This window comes from Sphingobacterium micropteri (genome assembly GCF_014692515.1).
Classification (GTDB): domain Bacteria; phylum Bacteroidota; class Bacteroidia; order Sphingobacteriales; family Sphingobacteriaceae; genus Sphingobacterium; species Sphingobacterium micropteri.
Genome location: NZ_JACOIK010000007.1, coordinates 188,070 through 210,316 on the forward strand (window position 1 = coordinate 188,070; position 22,247 = coordinate 210,316).

At 42.6% G+C, this 22,247-nt stretch carries 18 protein-coding genes; 13 read left to right on the forward strand and 5 right to left on the reverse strand.

Annotated features, from left to right (window positions below; genetic code table 11):
• Nucleotides 1-6: 6 nt before the first annotated feature.
• Nucleotides 7-1,047 (reverse strand): linear amide C-N hydrolase, encoded by a 1,041-nt coding sequence (locus H8B06_RS11220; protein ID WP_190994372.1) that lies wholly within the window; start codon nucleotides 1,045-1,047, stop codon nucleotides 7-9.
• A 128-nt stretch (nucleotides 1,048-1,175) separates the two neighbouring features.
• On the opposite strand from H8B06_RS11220, the gene H8B06_RS11225 reads away from it, so the two are divergent.
• The 8 genes from H8B06_RS11225 (at nucleotide 1,176) to H8B06_RS11260 (ending at nucleotide 9,689) form a co-directional block, all read left to right on the forward strand.
• Nucleotides 1,176-1,604: a hypothetical protein gene (locus tag H8B06_RS11225; protein ID WP_190994373.1), complete on the forward strand. Its 429-nt coding sequence runs from the start codon at nucleotides 1,176-1,178 to the stop codon at nucleotides 1,602-1,604.
• Between the two features lie 32 nt (nucleotides 1,605-1,636).
• Nucleotides 1,637-2,866 (forward strand): glycosyltransferase, encoded by a 1,230-nt coding sequence (locus H8B06_RS11230; protein WP_190994374.1) that lies wholly within the window; start codon nucleotides 1,637-1,639, stop codon nucleotides 2,864-2,866.
• Between the two features lie 179 nt (nucleotides 2,867-3,045).
• A complete protein-coding gene (locus H8B06_RS11235; protein WP_190994375.1) occupies nucleotides 3,046-4,782 on the forward strand; it encodes a GMC oxidoreductase in 1,737 nt (578 codons plus the stop codon).
• Nucleotides 4,783-4,793: 11 nt separating this feature from the next.
• Nucleotides 4,794-5,432 (forward strand): gluconate 2-dehydrogenase subunit 3 family protein, encoded by a 639-nt coding sequence (locus H8B06_RS11240; protein ID WP_190994376.1) that lies wholly within the window; start codon nucleotides 4,794-4,796, stop codon nucleotides 5,430-5,432.
• A 73-nt stretch (nucleotides 5,433-5,505) separates the two neighbouring features.
• Complete coding sequence (miaE, locus tag H8B06_RS11245; protein WP_190994377.1) at nucleotides 5,506-6,087, forward strand: tRNA-(ms[2]io[6]A)-hydroxylase; 582 nt, start codon at nucleotides 5,506-5,508, stop codon at nucleotides 6,085-6,087.
• Between the two features lie 548 nt (nucleotides 6,088-6,635).
• On the forward strand, nucleotides 6,636-7,670 hold the full coding sequence (locus H8B06_RS11250; RefSeq protein WP_223857623.1) for an LLM class flavin-dependent oxidoreductase: 1,035 nt from the start codon (nucleotides 6,636-6,638) through the stop codon (nucleotides 7,668-7,670).
• A 19-nt stretch (nucleotides 7,671-7,689) separates the two neighbouring features.
• Complete coding sequence (gene rlmN, locus H8B06_RS11255) at nucleotides 7,690-8,748, forward strand: 23S rRNA (adenine(2503)-C(2))-methyltransferase RlmN (protein WP_190994378.1); 1,059 nt, start codon at nucleotides 7,690-7,692, stop codon at nucleotides 8,746-8,748.
• Between the two features lie 248 nt (nucleotides 8,749-8,996).
• Nucleotides 8,997-9,689 carry a ComF family protein gene (locus H8B06_RS11260; protein ID WP_190994379.1) on the forward strand — a complete coding sequence of 231 codons (693 nt, stop codon included), beginning with the start codon at nucleotides 8,997-8,999 and terminating at the stop codon, nucleotides 9,687-9,689.
• Between the two features lie 11 nt (nucleotides 9,690-9,700).
• Here the strand turns inward: H8B06_RS11260 and H8B06_RS11265 are convergent, their stop codons facing one another.
• Complete coding sequence (locus tag H8B06_RS11265; RefSeq protein WP_223857624.1) at nucleotides 9,701-10,069, reverse strand: VanZ family protein; 369 nt, start codon at nucleotides 10,067-10,069, stop codon at nucleotides 9,701-9,703.
• A 227-nt stretch (nucleotides 10,070-10,296) separates the two neighbouring features.
• Between H8B06_RS11265 and H8B06_RS11270 the strand changes: the two genes are divergently transcribed.
• From H8B06_RS11270 to H8B06_RS11290, 5 genes are all read left to right on the forward strand, one after another.
• The gene (locus H8B06_RS11270; RefSeq protein WP_190994380.1) at nucleotides 10,297-10,632 is read left to right on the forward strand and encodes a PadR family transcriptional regulator; all 336 of its coding nucleotides are present in this window, start codon (nucleotides 10,297-10,299) and stop codon (nucleotides 10,630-10,632) included.
• 29 nt (nucleotides 10,633-10,661) lie between these two features.
• Nucleotides 10,662-12,413, forward strand: coding sequence for a PspC domain-containing protein (locus tag H8B06_RS11275; protein WP_190994381.1), 1,752 nt, complete (start codon nucleotides 10,662-10,664; stop codon nucleotides 12,411-12,413).
• A 3-nt stretch (nucleotides 12,414-12,416) separates the two neighbouring features.
• Nucleotides 12,417-14,825 carry a TonB-dependent receptor domain-containing protein gene (locus tag H8B06_RS11280; RefSeq protein ID WP_190994382.1) on the forward strand — a complete coding sequence of 803 codons (2,409 nt, stop codon included), beginning with the start codon at nucleotides 12,417-12,419 and terminating at the stop codon, nucleotides 14,823-14,825.
• Nucleotides 14,826-14,884: 59 nt separating this feature from the next.
• Nucleotides 14,885-15,766 (forward strand): SMP-30/gluconolactonase/LRE family protein, encoded by an 882-nt coding sequence (locus H8B06_RS11285; protein WP_223857625.1) that lies wholly within the window; start codon nucleotides 14,885-14,887, stop codon nucleotides 15,764-15,766.
• 67 nt (nucleotides 15,767-15,833) lie between these two features.
• The gene (locus H8B06_RS11290; RefSeq protein ID WP_190994383.1) at nucleotides 15,834-17,135 is read left to right on the forward strand and encodes a UDP-N-acetylmuramoyl-tripeptide--D-alanyl-D-alanine ligase; all 1,302 of its coding nucleotides are present in this window, start codon (nucleotides 15,834-15,836) and stop codon (nucleotides 17,133-17,135) included.
• An 83-nt stretch (nucleotides 17,136-17,218) separates the two neighbouring features.
• Here the strand turns inward: H8B06_RS11290 and H8B06_RS11295 are convergent, their stop codons facing one another.
• From H8B06_RS11295 to uvrA, 3 genes are all read right to left on the reverse strand, one after another.
• Nucleotides 17,219-17,656, reverse strand: coding sequence for an RrF2 family transcriptional regulator (locus H8B06_RS11295; RefSeq protein WP_190994384.1), 438 nt, complete (start codon nucleotides 17,654-17,656; stop codon nucleotides 17,219-17,221).
• Nucleotides 17,657-17,723: 67 nt separating this feature from the next.
• Nucleotides 17,724-19,361 (reverse strand): alkaline phosphatase PafA, encoded by a 1,638-nt coding sequence (pafA, locus tag H8B06_RS11300; RefSeq protein WP_190994385.1) that lies wholly within the window; start codon nucleotides 19,359-19,361, stop codon nucleotides 17,724-17,726.
• A gap of 11 nt (nucleotides 19,362-19,372) precedes the next feature.
• Entirely contained in the window at nucleotides 19,373-22,189 is a 2,817-nt protein-coding gene (gene uvrA / locus H8B06_RS11305; RefSeq protein ID WP_190994386.1) for an excinuclease ABC subunit UvrA, read from the reverse strand.
• Nucleotides 22,190-22,247: the final 58 nt, after the last annotated feature.

Genomic DNA, 22,247 nt, shown 5'->3' on the forward strand with positions numbered 1-22,247 from the left:
TGGGGATTAAATGCCCATAAACTTAAAAGGTTTAGCTTCTTTAAAAGAGCTGTTTGATAAACCGTTGAATGTAGCATGCCCTTTTAAATCCAACATCATTGTTTTAGCGCCTTCCTGCAAATCAAATTTGGTGAGGTCGACCCAAAATGTATTCGGAGTTAAAACCGTTTCGAAATAATAGACTTTGTTCTTGTGGTCTGCTACAGACCGCCAACGTGTGGATGAGATATTTGGTTCTGCCTCCGAGCTAATGCCAAAAGGCACAGAACAATTTCGGATAACACTGAATACACTGGCAATCGCTATCCGCGTATCGTCCGTTTGCGGAATGGCATTTATGTAATAGGAAGCTCTGACAAACCGATCTGCTGCCCGGTTTGTGCCCGGCAACATAATAGTCCCCGGAATACCTTGCCAATAGTTATTTAAAGCGAGCTGCTGATCGAAAACAGGAGAGTTGGTCATCACGGTATGGGAAGGATCGTGATGGATAACAAGTTTTCCATCTATATATTCGAAAATGGCATTGTCACCTGTAGCATCTGAAATGGACAGATGGAGAGTTGTAAATTTTGTTGTACCAGGAACATAGTCGCTGACGACAACAAAAGGTTCGTCTTTTAATGCTGTTACCGCTTCGTTGACGGTAGCAAAATTATCCAAGACGTATTGCGCCCAAGCCGAGATGGCAATACCTTTTTTCGTGCCTTGAGGATCAAATTTAGGGTAGCTGGATTCTACTAGCCACAACACATTCGCAACAAGCCCTTTTTCATTTAAGCCGTCCGTTGTTGCAATGTCCCAAGCACTCGAAATCACACTTCCATATTTGGAAACCCACGTAACCGATTGCGGGCCAGCTTCTCCACTTCTTGCGATACCGCGGGGAAATACCCAAATGTTGGCCGCAATATCGTCTTTCCAATCCATACTGCGAGCCGTGATAACAGTCTCGTTCGGACCCTTATACACTACCCGTGTACATGCGATTGTTTTCTGTTGAAAGCAAACCAATGCCCCCAAAATAAAAGAGAGAAAATACTTCATAATGAACTAAGTTTATATCAATTAACCTTTATATAGTTTTTTTGTTTTAACGTAAGCCGATTTTTAATTGACTATTTTGGCATCATACTTGGATACCTCCTTTTGTACTTTTAAAGTTTATATCAATAATGAAAGGATGGACATTAACATATAGGAGCTGGGTATTCTTGTTTGTTGGGATGATTTTGGTAGGACTATCGTCCTGTAGTAAAGAGACAGTAGATAATATAGGCCGTGATACTGCCTTGAATATTATTCGTTCAAATAAGTGGTTTGATGTAGTAAAAACGACTTCAAAAACGGATGAAGACCCAGTGCGAGAAGTATTGGTAGGAGAGGGAGAAACGATGGAGTTCAAATCAAACGGATATGCATATGTATATAAAGGTGCAGGAGAAACAGGCTCCTATACTTATAGTATGCCTACCAGTAAAAAAATGATTTTTGCTGGTGTGGAGTATGAAATTCCAGAAAATCTGGTTCAAACGGTAGCTAAATTTACTTTGGTAAATATAACAGGCGATATCACGACAAAAATTGAATTTAGACGGAGATAGCTTTCAAAACGTAAATTCCTTATTTTAGTCCGATGAAAACAATACTTTTCGTCGGACTAGTTTGGCCAGAGCCCCAGTCATCCGCCGCAGGAGTACGTATCCTGCAATTAGTTCGGATGTTCCAAAGTGCCGGTTATCAAGTGGTTTTCGCTTCGGCTGCTGCCAAATCACCCTATAGCCATCCGCTTTCCCAAGAGCGTATTCGGGAGGAAGATATTCAGCTCAATGATAGTCGTTTTGACGCTTTTGTTATCTCATTAAAACCAGATATCATTGTTTTTGATCGCTTTGTCACGGAGGAGCAATACGGATGGCGCGTAAGACACCACTGCCCGTCTGCGCTAACCATATTAGATACAGAAGATCTGCACTTTTTACGACGAGCAAGACAGTTAGCGGTAAAGCAGAACACGACAACAGACTATTATAATGATATTACCATACGAGAAATAGCCGCTATACTACGTTGTGACCTATCCTTGATTATCTCAAAGCACGAAATGCGTCTTCTTTTGGAAACATTTCATTTGCCTGATGACCTATTGTATTATCTCCCTTTCTTAGAACCGGCGATAGAAGAATCAACTAGAAATAATTGGCTTCCATTTGAGCAAAGAAAAGATTTTGTATTCATTGGAAATTTTCTGCATGAGCCTAATTGGCATACCGTTCGGATACTAAAAGGGCACATATGGCCGAAAATAAGGAAATATTTGCCAACGGTGGAGTTGCATATTTACGGTGCATATGCTAGTGAAAAGGTTTATCAACTCCATCAACCCCAAGAGAATTTTTTGATAAAAGGAAGAGCGGAAGATGCCCGAAAAACGCTGGAAGCCTATAGAGTGCTCATTGCTCCGATTCCATTTGGAGCAGGAGTCAAAGGTAAATTTATCGATGCCATGCAAGCGGGGACACCGTCGGTTACGACTACCGTAGGAGCAGAATCGATGTCGGTTGATGGGCGTTGGAATGGATATATGGAGGATGATCCGGATTGCTTTTCCGAGAAAGCGACGCGGCTGTATGGAGACAGGAAGATATGGTACGAATCACAGGAAAGGGGTATAAATATGCTACATGCGACGAGTAGTAAAGAACAATTCGAAGTGCCATTTCTTAGGCATATAAATGAACTGAACATCGGATTAGATACACATCGTCGGAAAAATTTTATCGGGCAGATCTTACATCATCAGCAGCATAATGCTAGCAAATACATGTCACGCTGGATTGAAGAGAAAAACAAACATCTTCGGTAATAAATAGGTTAACATTCTTTTTAAATTAGATTTTTTTTTACTTTAGTTCCGGCTAAGCAGTTATTTGGCTGAAACCTATAAGCTATTTGCTAAAAGGATTAAGCTGTAGGTTTCCGTGTGTTAAAGACAATGTCGTACTTACGGCATAGGGTACAGCAATATAAGAGAGAGAAATATATATGGTTGACTATCAGATAAAAGAAGGACCGGAAGTTTATGACGCTATTGTAGTGGGATCTGGAGCGGGTGGTGGTATGGCAGGTTATATCCTAGCTCACGCCGGACTTAATGTGTTAATGTTGGAGGCGGGGCCTTTTTATGACCCAGCAAAAGATGCATTACAGTTGCGATGGCCGTGGGAATCGCCTCGCAGAGGGGCGGGAACGACTCGCCCGTTTGGAGACTTTGATGCGGCTTATGGAGGCTGGCAATTAGACGGAGAACCTTATACCACGGTAAATGGAACAGAATTTGAATGGTTTCGCGCCCGCATGCTAGGTGGTCGAACTAATCACTGGGGACGTATTTCTTTACGGATGGGCCCTGATGATTTTAAACCAACAGATGGCATTACCGACGAGTGGCCCATCACGTACGAAGAGGTGAAACCGTTTTATGATCGTGTGGACCGGATGATTGGTATCTACGGAACGGTAGAAGGTATACGCAATGAACCCGATGGGATCTTTATGAAACCTCCGAAACCTCGTTTGGGAGAACTTTATATTGCTAAAGGGGCAAAGAAAGCTGGTGTTCCGGTTATCCCTGGACGAGGTGCTGTTTTGACAGAATCTTCTCCGGAGATTAAAGGACGTGGAACGTGTTTTTATTGCGGGCAATGTGGGAGATCCTGTAAGGTTTACGGGGATTTTTCGTCCTCGTCTTGTCTGGTTATGCCGGCTATGAAAACGGGAAACCTAAAAGTGATCGATAATGCAATGGTTCGTGAGGTGCTTACAAACGACGAAGGACTGGCAACCGGTGTTTCTTATGTTGATACGAAAAGCCTGCAAGAATATGCTGTAAGGGGAAAGACCGTTATACTTGGTGCGAGTGCTTGTGAAAGTGCGCGTATTATGTTGAATTCCAAGTCATCGGCTCACCCCGGGGGATTAGCGAACAGCACTGGTTTGGTAGGACGATATCTACATGACTCTACGGGGTCAAGTGCTTGGGGATTCTTGCCTCAATTATTAGATAGGAAACGTTATAATGAAGATGGTGTAGGTAGTGTGCATATTTATTCTCCGTGGTGGGAAGATAATAAAAAGCTGACTTTCCCAAGAGGCTATCATATAGAGTACGGCAGTGGCCTGAATATGCCGGGGTATGGGTTCTTGAACTGGGTTCCTGGCGCTGTTGGAATGGTAGTTGGCAACGGCGGAGAAAAGCGGGACAGTGGTGGATATGGAGCCCTGCTCAAACAAGATTATCGTCGCTTCTACGGAGCGTCTATTGGGATGGCCGGACGAGGTACCGCGTTGGCGAGAAAAGATAATTATTGTGAAATTGATCCTACACGTGTGGATAAATACGGTATCCCCGTATTGCGCTTTCACTACAAATGGGCCAACGAGGAAATTGAGCAAGCCAAACATATGCAAGATACATTTAAGGCTGTTATGCACGAGATGGGTGCCATTGTTTTGTCGGACGAGCAGGGACCGGAAACAAAATATGGACTGGAAGCTCCGGGTGTAATTATCCACGAGGGAGGAACAACCCGTATGGGTAACGATCCCAAGCAATCGGTATTGAACAAATGGGGGCAAGCGCATGATTGCAAGAACTTGTATGTGGTAGATGCAGGTCCTTTTGTGCAGCAAGGGGATAAAAACCTAACTTGGACTATCTTGGCCATGTCCATGCGGACTGCGGAATATATATTGGAAGAGAAGAAAAAGTTAAACGGCTGATCGAAAAAGATATGAACAGAAGAGAATCCCTTAAAGCATTAGGTTTACTTGCGGCAGGAGCGGGTGTGTTAGCTACAGCCTGTAATGGCGAGAGTGCGAAAGAAGCAAGAATCGCCAGCGAGACTGCTAATAAGCTGCCGGGCGTAGAGGATTGGGAACATGAACGTACGCAGAAACTGTTGGAAGAAAAGTTTTTTACGGACCACGAAATGGCGACCATTACGGTGTTAGCGGATATTATTATTCCAAAAGACGAGGTCTCGGGCAGTGCCTCCGAAGCAGGTGTGCCGGAATTTATTGAATTTATCGTGAAGGATCTACCATCGAACAAGATCCCGATGCGTGGTGGGCTAAAGTGGACGGACGTAGAATGTCAAAAGCGATTTGGCCAGGCTTTTATAAAGTGTACGGAGGAGCAACAACTGGCGTTTATCGATGATATTGCCTACCCCGATAAAGCGAAGCCAGAAATGCGTCAAGGGGTTGCCTTTTTCTCCTTAATGCGTAACTTGACGTCGTCAGGGTTTTATACGACTGAAATGGGGGTTAAAGATATTGGTTATGTGGGAAATAGACCGGGCGTATGGAATGGCGTTCCGGAAGACGTATTAAAAGCACACGGGTTTGATCCCGAAAAATTTTTTGGATAGTTTACGGTGAGGGTGTCTAAAAATTGGTGCTTAATGACCTTTTTAGACACCTACATTATTAATGTATCGAAATATGTTAGGATTAAAATTGTTGACAGACCCACGTTGGGCAAATATCGCTGAATCCAATCTGGATGAAATCTTGACGGATCACGCTTGGTGTGAACAGAAAGCGGCATCCAATGCGATCACCTTGATTACGCAGAATCCCGAACATGAAGACCTCGTTCATGAATTGACCGCGATTGCTATCGAAGAAATGCAGCATTTCCAGATGGTGATTGATATTATTAAAGCCCGTGGATATGTGTTAGGAAGAGAAAGAAAAGATGACTATGTAGGACAGCTGATGAAATTCTCTAAGAAAGATGGTTCCCGTAATCAAGCGTTTGTCGATCGTTTACTATTTGCAGCGATGATAGAAGCGCGTAGCTGTGAACGCTTTCGTGTGCTTTCTAAAAATATAAATGACCAGGAGCTAGCAACATTCTACCATGATTTGATGGTTTCGGAAGCAAATCATTATACCACTTTTCTCCATTTTGCACGCAAGTACACAACAGATGTCGATGTCGATAAAAGATGGCAGGAATGGTTGGACTTTGAAGGGGAGCTGATACAGCGTTACGGGAAAAAGGAATATATTCATGGTTAATTGAGGTACTTTTTTTAAGAAAAAAGTACGACAAAAAATCGTCACTTCGAATGTTTGAGAGGAGGAGCAGTACTAAGGATGAATTTCTACATACCTCAAACATTCGTATGTGACCCTTTATGTTAATAAGGGGTAGTACAATGGTATAGTGTGTTAACTCTTTTCAGTTTCGAAAGCACCTAATAAACAGGGATAAAGATGAACAGGGGGTATAAGATAGCACGGATGTAGACACCCACGCACGCGGCACGCGGGCTAAAACGGCCTTATATTGTTTTGCGGTCATTTTTCAGCAGGATATTCCGTTAAAAACGAGCATAATGTTTGAGCGGAGCGAGTATATGCTGTTTAGGAATAGAAGAGAAAAAATAGCAGAACTATACAAATCGTGATTTATGGATTCGTGTTTATTTTGGTATCCATGAGCTCACTACGTTCGGTTTTTTTTCTTTTCCATCTAGGGACAAGAAAAAAGAAATACTTCTTGATATAGGTCAATGCCAGCTGATAAAAACATCCCTACTTTTGTGATAGAAAGGAAAAAAGCTATGATTGAATTAGGAATCGGCATGTTTGGGGATGTACATATAGATCCCATAACAGGCAAAATGCAATCTGCAGCACAACGCACGCAGGAGATAATCGAAGAAATTAAATTGATGGATGAGGTAGGGGTGGATTTCTTTGGGATGGGTGAACACCATCGTATAGAATATGCCATTTCTTCTCCCGAAATTATATTGGCGGCAGCTGCTACGGTAACCAAGAACATTAAATTAGGCAGCGCGGTTTCCGTTATCAGTTCGGCGGATCCCGTTAAGCTATTTCAAGACTTTTCAACGGTAGACCTTATCTCAAATGGACGAGCGGAGATTATGGCTGGTCGCGGATCTTTTATCGAATCTTTCCCGCTGTTTGGCTACGACCTAAAAGACTACGCTGAACTTTTTGAGGAAAAATTAGCATTGCTATTGCGACTTAATAAGCAGGAAACCGTTACTTGGTCGGGGAAGTTCCGAAAACCATTGATAAATCAGGAAGTATTTCCAAGGCCCGTTCATGGTTCCTTACCGATTTGGGTGGCTGTTGGAGGCACTACTTCTTCGGTAATCCGCGCAGGTAAGCTAGGACTTCCAGTCATGTTTGCGATTATAGGGGGGGCAATTGAAAACTTTAAGCATCTAGTTGAGATGTACCAACAAGCTTGGGAGGATAATGGACATTCCATGGAAGACTTTCAAGTGGGCGTTCACATGCATGCGTTTTTTGGAGAAAACGGACAAGAAGTGGCCAACCAATACTATCCACTTTATGCTGCACAGATGAATAGAATCGGTGCTTCAAGAGGGTGGCCGCCTTATCAACGTTCGCAATATGATTTCGGAAGATCTATTCATGGGCATTTGGTGGTAGGGGATGTGAACCAATCGGTGGAAAAGATTCTACATGTGATCGAAATGTTTGGCTTGACTCGTTTTTCCGCGCACATGGATGTGGGTAGTCCGAATCATAAGGACATGATGAAAGCCATAGAGTTATATGGTACGCACATCATACCGAAGGTAAAAGAGGCGTTGAAATAAAATTTGTTATCTTTGCACCGTGGTACAGCAGAGTAAATTAATAGATATCAGAAGTTTAAGCTTATCTGCGTTGAAAGATAAGCTTACTGCGATGGGTGAGCAAGGGTTCCGGGCGAAGCAGGTATATGAATGGCTATGGTCAAAATCATGTACGGATTTCGACCAGATGACAAACCTAAGTAAGGCATTACGCGAGACATTAAAAAATAACTTCGAGATACGTGCTGTGAAGGTCCGGGAGTCACAGGTGAGCTCGGACAAGACCATCAAGAGTAGCTTTACCCTCTATGATGGAAATGTGATTGAAGGGGTACTGATTCCGACTCCGGATCGGATGACAGCTTGTGTAAGCTCGCAGGTAGGGTGTAGCTTGACCTGTAAATTTTGTGCGACGGGCTATATGGAGCGTAAGCGGAATCTCCAAGCTGATGAAATTTACGATCAAGTTGTCCTCATTGCTAATCAGGCGGCAGAAAAGTATAGTCAACCACTGACGAATATTGTCTATATGGGTATGGGTGAGCCGTTGCTGAACTACAGCGGTATGATGAAATCAGTAGAGCGTATCACTGCTCCCGATGGATTGAATATGGCCGCAAAGCGTATCACCGTGTCTACTGCGGGGATCGCCAAGATGATCAAAAAATTAGGCGACGACGAAGTTCGCTTTAATTTAGCGTTATCCTTACATGCGGCGAATGATGAAAAGCGAAATCAGATCATGCCGATAAATGAACAGAATTCCTTAGACGCATTGGCAGACGCCCTAAAATATTATTACGCCAAAACCAAGAATCCTGTAACATTTGAATACATTGTGTTTCATAACTTCAATGATGAACTGCAAGATGCGAAGGAGCTTGCCCGGTTTTGTAAACATGTGCCATGTAAAGTGAATATCATTGAATATAACCCTATCGCATTAGCTGATTTTGTGAATGCAGAGGCAGATAAAATTGAGCAGTTTGCAGAATACCTGCGTAGTCAGCAAATCATCACGAATGTCCGCCGCAGCCGCGGAAAAGATATTGATGCCGCCTGCGGCCAGCTTGCCATCAAAGAAGAAGCCGCAGTTTAGAAAGTAAAGAATAAGGATAGCAGGCGACGAGATGTACCAGTCCCCATTAACAGAGGATAAATAGACAAGATAACACGCTATACAAATGCACTCCCCCCATTAATAGATGATGTGGCATCCGGATGTTTTACAACTGTAGAAATTCATCCTTAGCACTACCCAATATGTAAAATATCCGAAGCCACGAGGTTTTTGCTTCTTTTTTACGGAAAAAAAGAAGTAAATTTGTCGTTACCAATTGTAACAATATGCAAATCAAATCGTATTGGAAGAGTTTTGTCTCCATTTTGTTCCCGCCGTTATGCGTTTCCTGCGAAAATGTCCTTTTGTATCAAGAGGAGTTTATTTGTACCGCGTGTCGCTACCATTTTCCCCTAAATGATCACTATCGTTTCCTACAGAATGAATTAACGCAACGCTTAGTCGGTAAAGCCTCTGTTTATACAGGGGCAGCTTATCTTTCGTTTTCTAAATCGTCTTCTGTACAGACCATCGTTCACAAATTAAAATACCGCGATGATTATCATATTGGAAGATATCTCGGTAAATGCTTTGGTAGGCAGTTACTTGTTTCCCCATTCTATGCCGACATCGATGTGGTGGTTCCGCTGCCACTACACCAGCAGAAAAAACGTAGTCGAGGGTATAATCAGAGTGAATATATTGCAGAAGGTATTGCGGAGGGGATGTCTTTGCCGGTAAATCAGGTGGATTTTATCCGGACGATAAATACAGAAACACAAACAAAGAAAAGTCGTATGGAACGGTATGATAATGTCGAAAATGCTTTTTCCTGCGTTACACCCTCGGCTTTTGAAAATAAACATGTATTGTTGGTAGACGACGTTTTCACAACCGGAGCCACTATAGCTTCGGCAGCACAAACACTCATTGAACAGTGTAACTGTAAAGTTTCAATAGCCGTATTAGCGATAGCGTAGCAACCTTCATACTATATCGACCGTTTCCGATAAAACAAAATATAACTAAAAAGTGCCATTCCGATTCCGACATAATCTGCGAAAATATCCCACCAATCCGCTTGGCGTCCTGTTGATAGATAATATTGAATGGCCTCTGTACCAAAAGCAAAAATACTGGCAACGAAGAACGAGATAAAGACTGCTTTCATTTTGGATGGATTGCCGGCTGGTCGTGACATGGAGCCCCATAATAGCAATGCCGTAAAAACAAAAAAGAAGCCGCAATGTGCCATCTTATCAAACCCTTCAAAAAATCCGACTCCCGGGATATCGTCTGAAGGTAAGCCCATTAGCAATAGCATAAAAATGCCCCAAACGATGGCCCAAATGTAGTTCAACAGGTTTTTCAACATGAGGGATAAAAGTCGTATAAATTGAGGAGCTTTCAAAGCAATTTTATATTAAAAAAAGATTATGGATAAGTATAGATAGCGAATAGGCAATCTGCTGGAACATAAAATAAAAAATTAATTAGCTGAAAATAAGCATGTTGTCATGGTTTTTTGTATTTTTATAGTACTATGTATTGCATAGTACAATATAAAACATATAACTTTGTATTGTTATGATAGCAGAAAACACACAGACCCAAATGCGGAAAGGGATATTAGAATACTGTATCCTTTCCATCATTTCCCGAGGGGAGATTTATGCTTCAGATATTATTGCGGAACTAAAGAAAGCCCAGTTGCTGGTCGTGGAAGGGACGTTGTATCCTTTATTGACGCGCTTGAAGAATAATGGGTTATTGAGCTATACATGGAAGGAATCAAGCTCCGGTCCGCCTCGTAAATATTATCAGATTACGACGGAGGGCCGAACGGTGTTATCTCGGCTAGACGTAACATGGAAAGAACTTGTTTTCGCGGTGGAAACATCCCTGCAAGGACGAAACGACTAATAAGAGCATCTACATATATTAACAAGGTCATGAATAGGACAATTATTATAAATATCAACAGTATCGTCTTCCATATCGAGGAAGACGCTTACGACACGCTACGGTCGTATATGATTGATATTAAAAAGCATTTTGGAAATACAGCTGAAAGCAAGGAGATATTGGAGGATATTGAAAATCGGATTGCCGAAATGTTTAACGAGCGTATCCAAACAGGGCGTAAAGAGGTCATCAATTTAGAAGATGTGCAACGCGTCATTACACAAATGGGTCAGGTGAGCGATTTTGAAGAAAGTGAGGGCACTGCTGTGAACGAGGATTTTCGGCACGAGCAACGGACGGGTCAAGCACCTCATGTGGAATATGTTGGTAAGAAATTGATGCGCGATCCGGATGACAAAATGTTGGGCGGAGTGTGTAGTGGCTTGGCGCGTTATTTCGGTATAGAACCCATTTGGATACGGATTCTATTGGTTCTCTTCTTCTTACTTGGTGGTTCTGGTGTTTTGGCCTATATCATTCTTTGGATAGTGATGCCTATCGCGGAAACCCGTGCCGACAAAATGGCGATGCGGGGTGAAGAACCAAATTTACAAAATTTTAAAAAGTCCTTCGATGAAGAAGCGAAGAACCTTTCCGAAACTTTTTCTGACACAGGAGAGCGTCATGACCGAGGGTCACGTACAGCCGGAAATCTATTGAGTGGTTGTTTAGGGCTGATTGGGAAGATGATTGCGTGGATTATGCTGATTTTTGCGGGACTAAATTTATTGGGCTTGTTCATCTTCTATGTGTTTAATATGATGAACTTCTTTGGACTGGAAAATCCGATGTTTTTCCCACCATTGAAAGGGCTGGCGACCAACGATGGCATTATTGCATTGACTTTTGGCTTTTTGGCGATCGCCATACCATTTTTTGCTTTGTTTTTCTGGCTTACACGTATCTTATTTAAAACAGACAAACTGAACAGCTACTTATCGTTGACGATGTTTGCGGCCTGGATCGTATCCATCGTCGGTATTATCTACTATTGCATAGCCACAGCACAAGATTTTCGGGAAAAGAGTACCATCAACGTGCAAAAAAACATACAACGACAAGAAGTCTACTATTTCGATGAGAAAGATATTCGGGTATTGGATGCCAGCGAACAGGATTCCTTACAGTCTAAATTTAATATTCAGCTAGATGGACAAGACTTGCGGAATTATCTGCATAGTGATATTAATATCTATTTCGAAAGTATCGATTCACTTAGTCAACCCTACATACAGTACAGTTATTCCGCGAAGGGCAAAACTTATCAATTGGCTTCTGAGCGTGCACATAATATTGCTTATGAAGCTATTCAAGAAGGTTCGACGTTCTTGTTTCCCAGTCATTTTTTGCTGATGAAAAACACGTTGGATAGAGATCAGCAGGTGAGAGTGACCGTTTATCTACCGAAAGGTGCAAGAGTCGTGCTTCAGCGGAGTATAGAACCGAAAATTCGGGATATTTCCTATTGGGAATGTTTGAACAATTATCCGGAGGCGGCACAGCAAAAATATACCGATTGGACGATGTCAGGAGCGGGTTTAGTATGTGTACAAAAACCACAGCCCGTGCCAGAAGAGGAGGAGGAGGAAGAAGAAGCCGTGAAATCTAAGATGAAAGCATTATTAGAGGAGATAAAAGATAAGAAAGATTCTATTATCCGGATTGATGGTTCTGATGTGACGATTGAAGTGAAAGATAATAGTGTAAGAATCAATACCAAAAAACAAGAGGAAAACTAATCCATGCGTATTATTTTAAGTTTTTGTGTTCTCCTGTTCACTGTATTTACCGTACAGGCCCAACAAGGAGAGGTAAGCGGTCGTGTCTTTAATGAACAGCGAGAACCGTTGGCAAATGCATCGATTTATGTATTGACTGCAAAAGTAGGAGCTCTCCTAAAAACAGAGGTGACGGATGGACAAGGTCGATATATCATAAAAAATATACCTCCAGGAGAATTTGTGATCCAGGCGTCTTCGGTAGGATACGAAACGACGAAATCTGTCCCCATAATGGTCATGAAGCAATCCGTTGTTGTGGATGATTTAATACTGACCGTACAATCTCGGACAATAGACGAGGTTACTGTAGAAGGGCAGGTACCCCTCGTGCAACAGCGGGATGGGAAACTGGTGTTAAACGTCGAAAATTCTACGCTGGCCGCGGGGAACAATGCCTTAGAAGTGGTACAGCGCGCACCTGGAGTAAGTGTGGATAAAGACGAGAACCTCCAATTAATGGGACAACAGGGCGTGAATGTGACTATTGACGGTAGGCAGACATATATGAGTGGCGAGCAGCTTACGGCATTTCTCAAAGCGACCAATGGCGACCAGATCAAGAGCGTGGAAGTCAGTACGATCCGAAGCGCGAAAGAGGATGCGGAAGGAACGGTAGGTACGATCAACATCGTGTTGAAGAAAAACAGATTAGAAGGTTTTAATGGTTCATTTCTGGCAAGTGCTGCCCACGGTAAACATGCCCGGGGAAATTCTTCGTTGAACCTCAATTACCGAAAAAACAATACGACTATCTTTGGTACTTATGGTTTTACCCGGAATAAAAGACAATTTGATTTGGGTATGGAAAGGGTTATTCCGTCAGATGGTGCCGATCGCGTATTTGATCAGGATGCCTATCTTATAGAGACAAACAAAACGCATAATTATAGAATAGGAGTAGAACAGAAAACCTCGGAAAAAAACACCATGTTATTGCAGTTTTCAGGTGATAACGATGAGGAAATTTCAGATAATACCAGCCTCACAAACATCGGCCCACGCATCGGCGTTGTCGATTCTGTATTGGATGCCTCTTCGAAATCTGTAACACCTTTTAACCGGTATTCCGTCAACTTTAACAACGAGCTCCAATTGGATACGCTGGGGAGTAAATTGGTGCTGGATTTGGACTGGAGTGCTTTCCGCAACAACTCCAATATCAACTATGCATATCGCACTTCCGATCCTGCCGGAAACCTGTTGTATGATCCCGAGCTAGAAAGAAGTCGGATGCCTGTAGATATTGATATCTATGTTGCCAAGTTGGATTTTGAAAAGATGTTGCGAAAGGGTGGAAAATTAGAGACAGGTCTAAAGTATAGTAATGTGCGTTCGGATAATGACTTGCAGTTTGAACATTTTGTAGATAACCAATGGCAAGACTATGCAGGACGTCCCAACCATTTTGTATATACAGAACAGATAGCCGCAGCTTATGCCGACTATAGCCGTGGATTCGGACAATGGTCGATGAAACTGGGGCTTCGAACGGAGTACACCGTTTCCGATGGAAACTCTATTACACTGGAGAAACGTGTGAAACGTGATTATTTAGATTGGTTCCCCTCGGCAAACGTATCCTATACACTGAATGAAAACAATATCCTTTCGCTCAGCTATGCCCGAAAGATAGGGCGTCCAAACTACAGGCATTTGAACCCATTCGAATATTATATCGACAAATTTACATTTATGAGGGGGAACCCTTATGTCAATCCGCAGTATACCAATGGTTTTACTTTAAATTATACCCTGTACAAGATGTTCAATTTTACATTAGGAACGGATTTGACCAGGGATGCGATGGTAGAAAGCTTAGGACAGGATTCGGTGACCGGCCAGGCGTGGATTACCCGGGAAAATTTAGCGAATACGGTAACATCTTATTTGAATATTAATGCGCCGGTAAGAATAGGTAAGTTTTGGACAATGAACAATAACCTGACAACTATTTATATGCATTTCAAAGGGCCTATAGCCGGAGAATATGCCGACTTAGGCTCGGCTTTCTTTCAAGGGCGTAGCATGAATAGCTTTAAACTGAACAAAGCGTTTTCTGCAGAATTGTCTGTTAATTATAATAGTGCATTCCTATATAATGTTTATAAAATTCACGCCCGTTGGGGGACAGATATCGGCGTTAACTATAATTTCAAAGATGATCGAAGCTCTTTGAAATTGGCCGGGACAGATATTTTCCGTACACAACAAAATAATGTTTCTACAGATTTTGGGCAGTTCAACTCCATGATCCGTCAGTATAACGACAATCAAACAATTCGGCTGACCTATACCTATAAATTCGGTAATTTGAAACAGCAAATCAAAAAAAGAGACAACGAATCGGAAGAGGCTAGCCGCGCGCGGTAAATCGTAAACCAAACTCCTAAAAAATTGTTATCTTGTCAGGATTTAAACAAAAGATGATTATGAAAGGATTACTTCTTTTTGCTGTAACGGCTGTAGGAACTACATTATTGACAACCGCATGCGGTCAACGGCAACAACAGGGACAACAAGACGAACAGGAACAACAGGAGCATCAATTACAATTGACGGAACTGTGGGAAACGAAAGATTTACCGACACCGGAATCTGTACTCTATCACGAGGGAAACAACGTATTATATGTGTCGTTGATTGATGGTGATGGGACTGCGAAAGACGGAAAGGGTGGAGTTGCTATATTGAATCTAGACGGAAGCGTCAAGGATCAAAATTGGGTAACCGGCATGAACGCACCCAAAGGCATGGCCATTCATGAGAATTTGTTATATGTGGCCGATATTACCGCCGTCGCTGTCATTGATCTGGAAACAGGCGATGTGCTTCATGAAATTGAATTTCCTGATGCGGTTTTTTTGAATGATGTTACAGTTGACGACGATGGTATAGTTTATGTGTCCGACACCCGTACCGGTACGATCTATCAGATGCAGGATAACCAACCTACAGTATTTTTAAAAGACGCACCGAATGCTAATGGTTTGAAGGTTGTGGACGGAAACCTTTACGCGTTAATAGGTCCCGAGTTATGGAAAATCGATGCTGATAAGAATAGTACGGTAATTACAAAAGGCTTCGAGCTCGGTGGCGATGGACTGGAACCCGTAGGTGATAAGGGGGATTTTCTGGTGACCTGTTGGGGAGGTTTGGTATATTATGTGAAAGCAGATGGTAGTTTCGAGAAGTTGATGGATGTACAAGGGGAGATGAATACAGCAGATTTGGGTATACATCCCGAAAGCAATACGATATACATTCCCACATTCAATAGCAATAGCGTCAAAGCATTTAAGTTGGAAAAATAAATAAAAGAGAGGAGGAAACTCCTCTTCTTTTTTTGAAGGATAACTATCTTTGTCGACGATGAACAGTATGACGACAGAACAATTATATCAACGCTATCGAGAAAGCGGGACGGTATCTACGGATACCCGAAATATAATACCTAACAGTATATTTTTCGCCTTAAAAGGAGAGCGCTTCAATGCCAATGAATTTGCAGCGCAAGCATTGGAAAGCGGTGCTAAATGGGCGGTTGTCGACGAAGCGAAATATGCTGTTGACGAACGCTATATTCTGGTAGCAGATGTGCTGAGTACGTTGCAGGATCTGGCCCGGTATCACCGTCGCCAACTAAATATCCCCATTATAGGAATTACCGGTACAAACGGAAAGACGACGACCAAGGAGTTGTTATATGCTGTGCTGTCGCAACGCTTTAAAACGTATGCTACAAAAGGAAATCTCAATAACCATATAGGTGTTCCGCTCACGTTGCTTTCCATCGATGACAGTATCGAAATGGCCGTTATTGAAATGGGCGCAAATCATCAGCAAGAAATTGCATTTCTGTGTGACATCGCCCTGCCGACACACGGGCTTATCACCAATGTCGGAAAGGCGCATTTGGAAGGCTTTGGCTCGTTTGACGGGGTGAAGAAAGCCAAAGGGGAGCTATATGATTTCCTCAAAATGCAGGATGGGGTGTTGTTCCTTCAAGGAGATAATGAATACCTGCGCGAAATGGAAATGCAACGCGGTATTTCAAAAACTGTTCGCTATGGTTTTTCGTCGGAAAATGATATCGTAGGAAGATTGGAATATGCTAATCCTCTACTTTGTATCTCGTGGAAAACAGACGATACGAAAGATGTTCATGTCGTACAGACCCAACTGACAGGTACTTATAATATAGAGAATATATTAGCTGCGATTGCGGTAGGGCATTTTTTTGGTATAGATGATATACGTATCAATCACGGCGTTGAGGGATATACGCCTACCAATAATCGTTCGCAGATCACAAAGACAGTACATAATACAGTTATCGCCGATTATTATAATGCGAATGTAAGTAGTATGGAGGCTGCTCTGGCAAATATAGCTGTTATAGAAGCCGTTTATAAGGTAATTATACTGGGCGATATGTTCGAATTGGGAGAGGATGCGTGGATAGAGCATCGACGGGTCGTGGATCGGGCGCTAGCCGTGGAGGCGAAGCGGACAATTTTTGTGGGTGAGGCATTCTATGCCCAGAGAAATCCAAAAGCAGAGTTTTACAAAACGACGGATGATGCGAAAGAAGCTCTCCGTGAACGTCCTGTTGTGGATAGTACGGTTCTTCTGAAAGCTTCTCGTGGAATGGCATTTGAAAAGCTGATGGAGGCGTTATAGAACTCATCGCCATAACTCCAGCAAGAGCTATTATTTTGGATTGTTTATAACAGCGAACATTGGGAATAATATATGTCTGAGGTCTACACATCCAGAGACAGGTGCTTCTCTTTATTGATAAGCTGTGCTATACTGGTATCATTTAGGATCTGCAGCATTGCGTTTCGTACCTCGGCAAAAGTGTCTCGAATGCCGCAAGCGTGCTCTTCGACACATTCCTCACAAGAGCGATAAAAATTAAGACTCACACAGGGTAATAATGCGATCGGTCCATCGATTAATCGCATAACCTGGGAAAGGTAGATGTCTTCGGGTGCTTTGTTTAAGCTGTAGCCTCCACCGGCTCCCTTTTTGGAATACAATATACCCGCATTGCGCATTTCTAGAAGAATCTGCTCTAAGAATTTTTTCGGAATACGTTCCTCTTCTGCAATCCTTACAATCTGCATAGGTTCTTTTCCGTAGTTACGTCCTAGCACCATAAGCGCCTTAATGGCGTATTTTGTTTTCTTAGAAAGCATACGTTCCCTTTTTATGGATCAATCAATAATAACCACAAAGATACGGAAAAAATAATATGCTCTTGACTTATTGCCCTAATACCTCTATGATTGGCTTTCCAATGTTACCATTCGGCTCCATAATATGCAAAAGCGAAGCGATCGTTGGAGCGATGTCTACAACATGTACTTCCTTGTTGCTTACACCATGTTGTACTCCCCATCCCATAAATATCAATGGTATATGGGAGTCGTACGGCGACCACACGCCGTGGGTGGTTCCCGGACTACGCGGTGTGCCCGAATACCATTGTGGATCGGCGATAATCTGTATAGCACCACTATGTCTGCGGTTGTAACCGTTGATAATTTTCTCGCGGAGTGGAGCAGGTATAAACATATTTTGATTCCCCTCCATGTCAATAACATACGTAATGCCCTCTTCCTTTTGAAGCGTTTGGATAATAGTCTCCTTAACCTTATTTATATCCAGCTGAAGAGAATCTAGGAGCGAATAGTTGAGATGGACCTGATAGTTTAATAAGCTTCTAACAATTTTATCACTACCAAATTTATCTTGAAGTTCGCTATTTAGATTACGTTGAATCTGACGGGTGAATAAATAACCTGCATTTCCTTTTTCATCTGTGTAATACATTGGGTTGTAGGAAGCGGCGTGATCCGCAGAGAGGAAAAAAGTATAATTACCTTTGCCTACATGCTTATCAAGATAGGCTAAAAAATCGGCGATATCCTTATCGAGTCGGAGGTAGGTGTCTTCAATCTCAACAGCCGAAAGGGAATAGCGATGGCCAACATAATCTGTTGCCGATAAGCTCACACACAAAAAATCGGTATTGCCAGACGGATTATTGCCCAGTTGCTCGTGTTCGAGTGCTTTTTTTGCGAAATCTAGGGTGAGCGTATTTCCTTTAGGAACAGATTTAATCATCTCGTAGCCGGCATCTTTCATCAATTCCGAAGTTTTACGAGGGAAGGTAGGTGTTTCTTCGCCTGCCCATTTGCCTTCATACGGATTGTCATCGGAAATACTATTGATATACGTATCTATAGGGTAAAGTGTATTCCAATCTTCTTTTAAATATTTATCCGCCAGATGCTGCTTATTGAAAGACGCTACCCAGTCGGGCAGATTTTTCATGTAGAACGAACTGGAAATCCAATTTCCCGATTTTCCTTCAAACCAGTATGCGGCGTCCGCAAAATGACCCGCCGGCAGAATAGCACCGCGGTCTTTTAGCGATATACCGATCACTTTCGATTGAAAGTTGGTGCCAAGCTTCAGTTGGTCAGTCATGGTGGAGGCTAGTAGGTTGCGCGGCGACTGCTGTCCGGCTTTTTCCGTCGTGCCTATGCCTTGTACGTTGTCATCCTGTGTACAGTACATGGGCTGGCCCGTTGCTTGGATGATCCAATCATTTCCAGCGATACCATGAATAGAAGGAACCGATCCTGTGTAAACAGAACTATGCCCTATAGCTGTAAATGTGGGAATATAATTAAGTAGCGTGTTTTCACATGAAAATCCTTCATTTAGCAGACGTTTGAAACCATCATCACCATATCTGTCCGCAAATCGATAGAGGTAATCCCATCGCATTTGGTCTACCATCAATCCCACCACCAACTTTGGACGTGCAGGTTGGGCATGTCCTTGCAACATTATAGTTACGGTCAGTAAACCGGTAAAGAAAAATTTCCACATATTAGTTTAGTTTACTTAGAAAGAGTAGATAAAGGTAAATGATTTTTTAAATACTTCCCAGTATAAGATTCGTTACATTCCACCAGATCCTCTGGTGTTCCTTCGAAAACAACCTCTCCCCCCTTATTTCCACCTTCCGGTCCGATGTCGATAACCCAATCGGCCGTTTTTATCATTTCCATATTGTGCTCAATGACCAAGATGCTGTTTCCTAGCGCAATCAACGCATCAAAAGCTTTAAGCAGTTTGTGGATGTCGTGGAAATGCAATCCAGTTGTCGGTTCGTCGAAAATGAAAAGCGTTTTCTTACTGTTGTTCCCTTTGATTAAAAAAGAAGCAAGCTTGATACGTTGGGCTTCGCCTCCCGATAAAGTACTCGATGGCTGACCAAGTTTTACGTAACCCAATCCCACGTCCTGTAAAGGTTTAATTTTCGCAATAACTTTAGGCAGATCACTGAAGAACTCCATAGCTTCGTCCACACTGAGGTCTAAAACGTCAGCTACCGATTTACCTTTGTATTCCACATCTAACACATGTTGTTTGAACCGTTTACCACCACACGCCTCACATGGAAGTACGATGTCGGCCATGAATTGCATTTCGATTTTGACCTCACCGTCCCCCTGGCATACATCGCAACGACCCCCTTCCACATTAAATGAGAAAGCGGCCGGCTTTAACCCGGAAGCCTTCGCCGCAGGCAAATTAGCATAAACCGACCTCACTTCATCCCAACCTTTTACATACGTTACTGGATTGGAACGGGAGGACCTGCCGATCGGGTTCTGATCGATCATTTCGATTTGTTCAATACTTGTTATATCGCCTTCAAGGGCATCGAATATACCTGTTTGCTCTCCGCTGTAATTGCCGATGGCTTTTTGTAAGGCGGGGTATAGAATACGTTTGATAAGGGAGGTTTTCCCCGACCCCGATACACCGGTTACGACGGTAAATACGTTTAACGGAAAGGTTACGTTAATTCCTTTTAAATTGTTTTCCCGAGCCCCTTTTACGATAAGGGAATCACGCCATTTACGTCGCGTTTTAGGCGTAGGAATGGTCAGTTGACTGTTTAGATATTGCCCTGTTAAGCTGTCTTTATCTCGAATAATTTCTGAATAGGTGCCGGCGAAAACGAGTTGACCGCCATTTATTCCGGCTTCCGGACCGATGTCAATAAGATAATCGGCGGCTTCCATCATTTCTTGTTCGTGTTCCACAACAATCACTGTATTACCGACATCGCGTAACGATTTCAATACACCGATTAGTCGCTGGGTATCGCGCGGGTGCAAACCGATACTTGGTTCGTCTAATACATAGATAGAGCCCACGAGCGAACTCCCTAACGATGTTGCTAAATTGATGCGTTGCGATTCTCCACCCGAAAGTGTGTTGCTCAACCGGTTTAAGGTGAGGTAGCTTAATCCAACATCACACAAAAACTGGAGCCTGTTGACAATCTCGGCAAGCAAACGCTTTGCGATTAGTTGTTCATGCTCCGTTAATTTAAGTTCTTTAAAGAATTGGAGAGCTTCTTCCAATGGCAATAAAACAATATCCGTAATCGATTTGCCAGCGATTTTGACATACGTAGCATCTTTGCGTAAACGCGATCCCTTACAATCAGGACAATCGGTTTTTCCACGATAACGGGATAACATGACGCGGTATTGTATTTTGTAGGTTTGTTGTTCCAGCTCTTCAAAAAATTGGTTCAATCCGCCGAAATATTTGTTCCCTGTCCATAATAGTTCCTGTTGTTCAGGTGTAAGATCACCATAGGCACGATGTATGGGGAAATCAAACTTAAGCGCGCTGCGTACCAGACGGTTTAGCCATTCGCCCATTTTCTCTCCCCGCCAGGGAGCAATAGCTCCATCATACGTCGAGCGGCTTTTGTCGGGAATAACCAAATCGGCGTCTATTCCGATGACCTTACCATACCCCTCGCAGCGTTTGCAGGCACCATATGGGTTGTTAAAGCTAAAGAAGTTTGGAGTTGGCTCTTCGAATAGGATGCCGTCTAGTTCGAATTTGTCGGAATAATGCTTTCTATCACCATCGATATCGACGTAACATTCGCCTTTTCCTTCAAAAAAAGCGGTCTGTAGGGAATCAGCCATACGACTGTTCGTCTCGTCTTGTTTATCTAGCCGTATACGGTCTACCACAATCTGGACTTCTCCTGCTTTGAAATCTTTATTTGGTATACGCGTATCTTCGATAATACTTTCTATCTTCTGTATCTTTTCTTCAAACAGAACCCGTACGAATCCTTTTTGAAGCAATAAGGATAATTCTTCTTTTAGCTTTCGTTTATTAATAGGAATAAGTTCCGCGAAAATAGTGATAGTCGTATCTTCCGGATAGGACATCAATTCATCAATAATAGACGATGTGGTGTCTTTCGTAACCTGCTTACCCGAAATTGGAGAAAAGGTCTTGCCAATCCGGGCATAAAGGAGTTTAAGATAATCGTATATCTCCGTGGACGTACCTACAGTAGAGCGCGGATTGGACGTGATTACTTTTTGTTCGATGGCAATTGCCGGAGCGATCCCTTTAATATAGTCTACTTCAGGTTTATTCATCCGTCCCATAAACTGTCTGGCATAAGAAGATAGACTTTCCACGTAGCGTCGCTGACCTTCCGCATAAAGGGTGTCAAAAGCAAGGGAAGATTTCCCTGAACCCGACGTTCCTGTAATGACAACGAGCTTATTTTTAGGGATGTCAACATCGATGTTTTTCAGATTGTTGACCCGCGCACCCTTAATTTGGATAAACGACTTTGCGTTTTGTTCCGATTTTTTTGACATAACCCACAAAGGTAAGGATTTTGTCTGACTCTAATTTGTAATCCTTATCTTTGCCAAA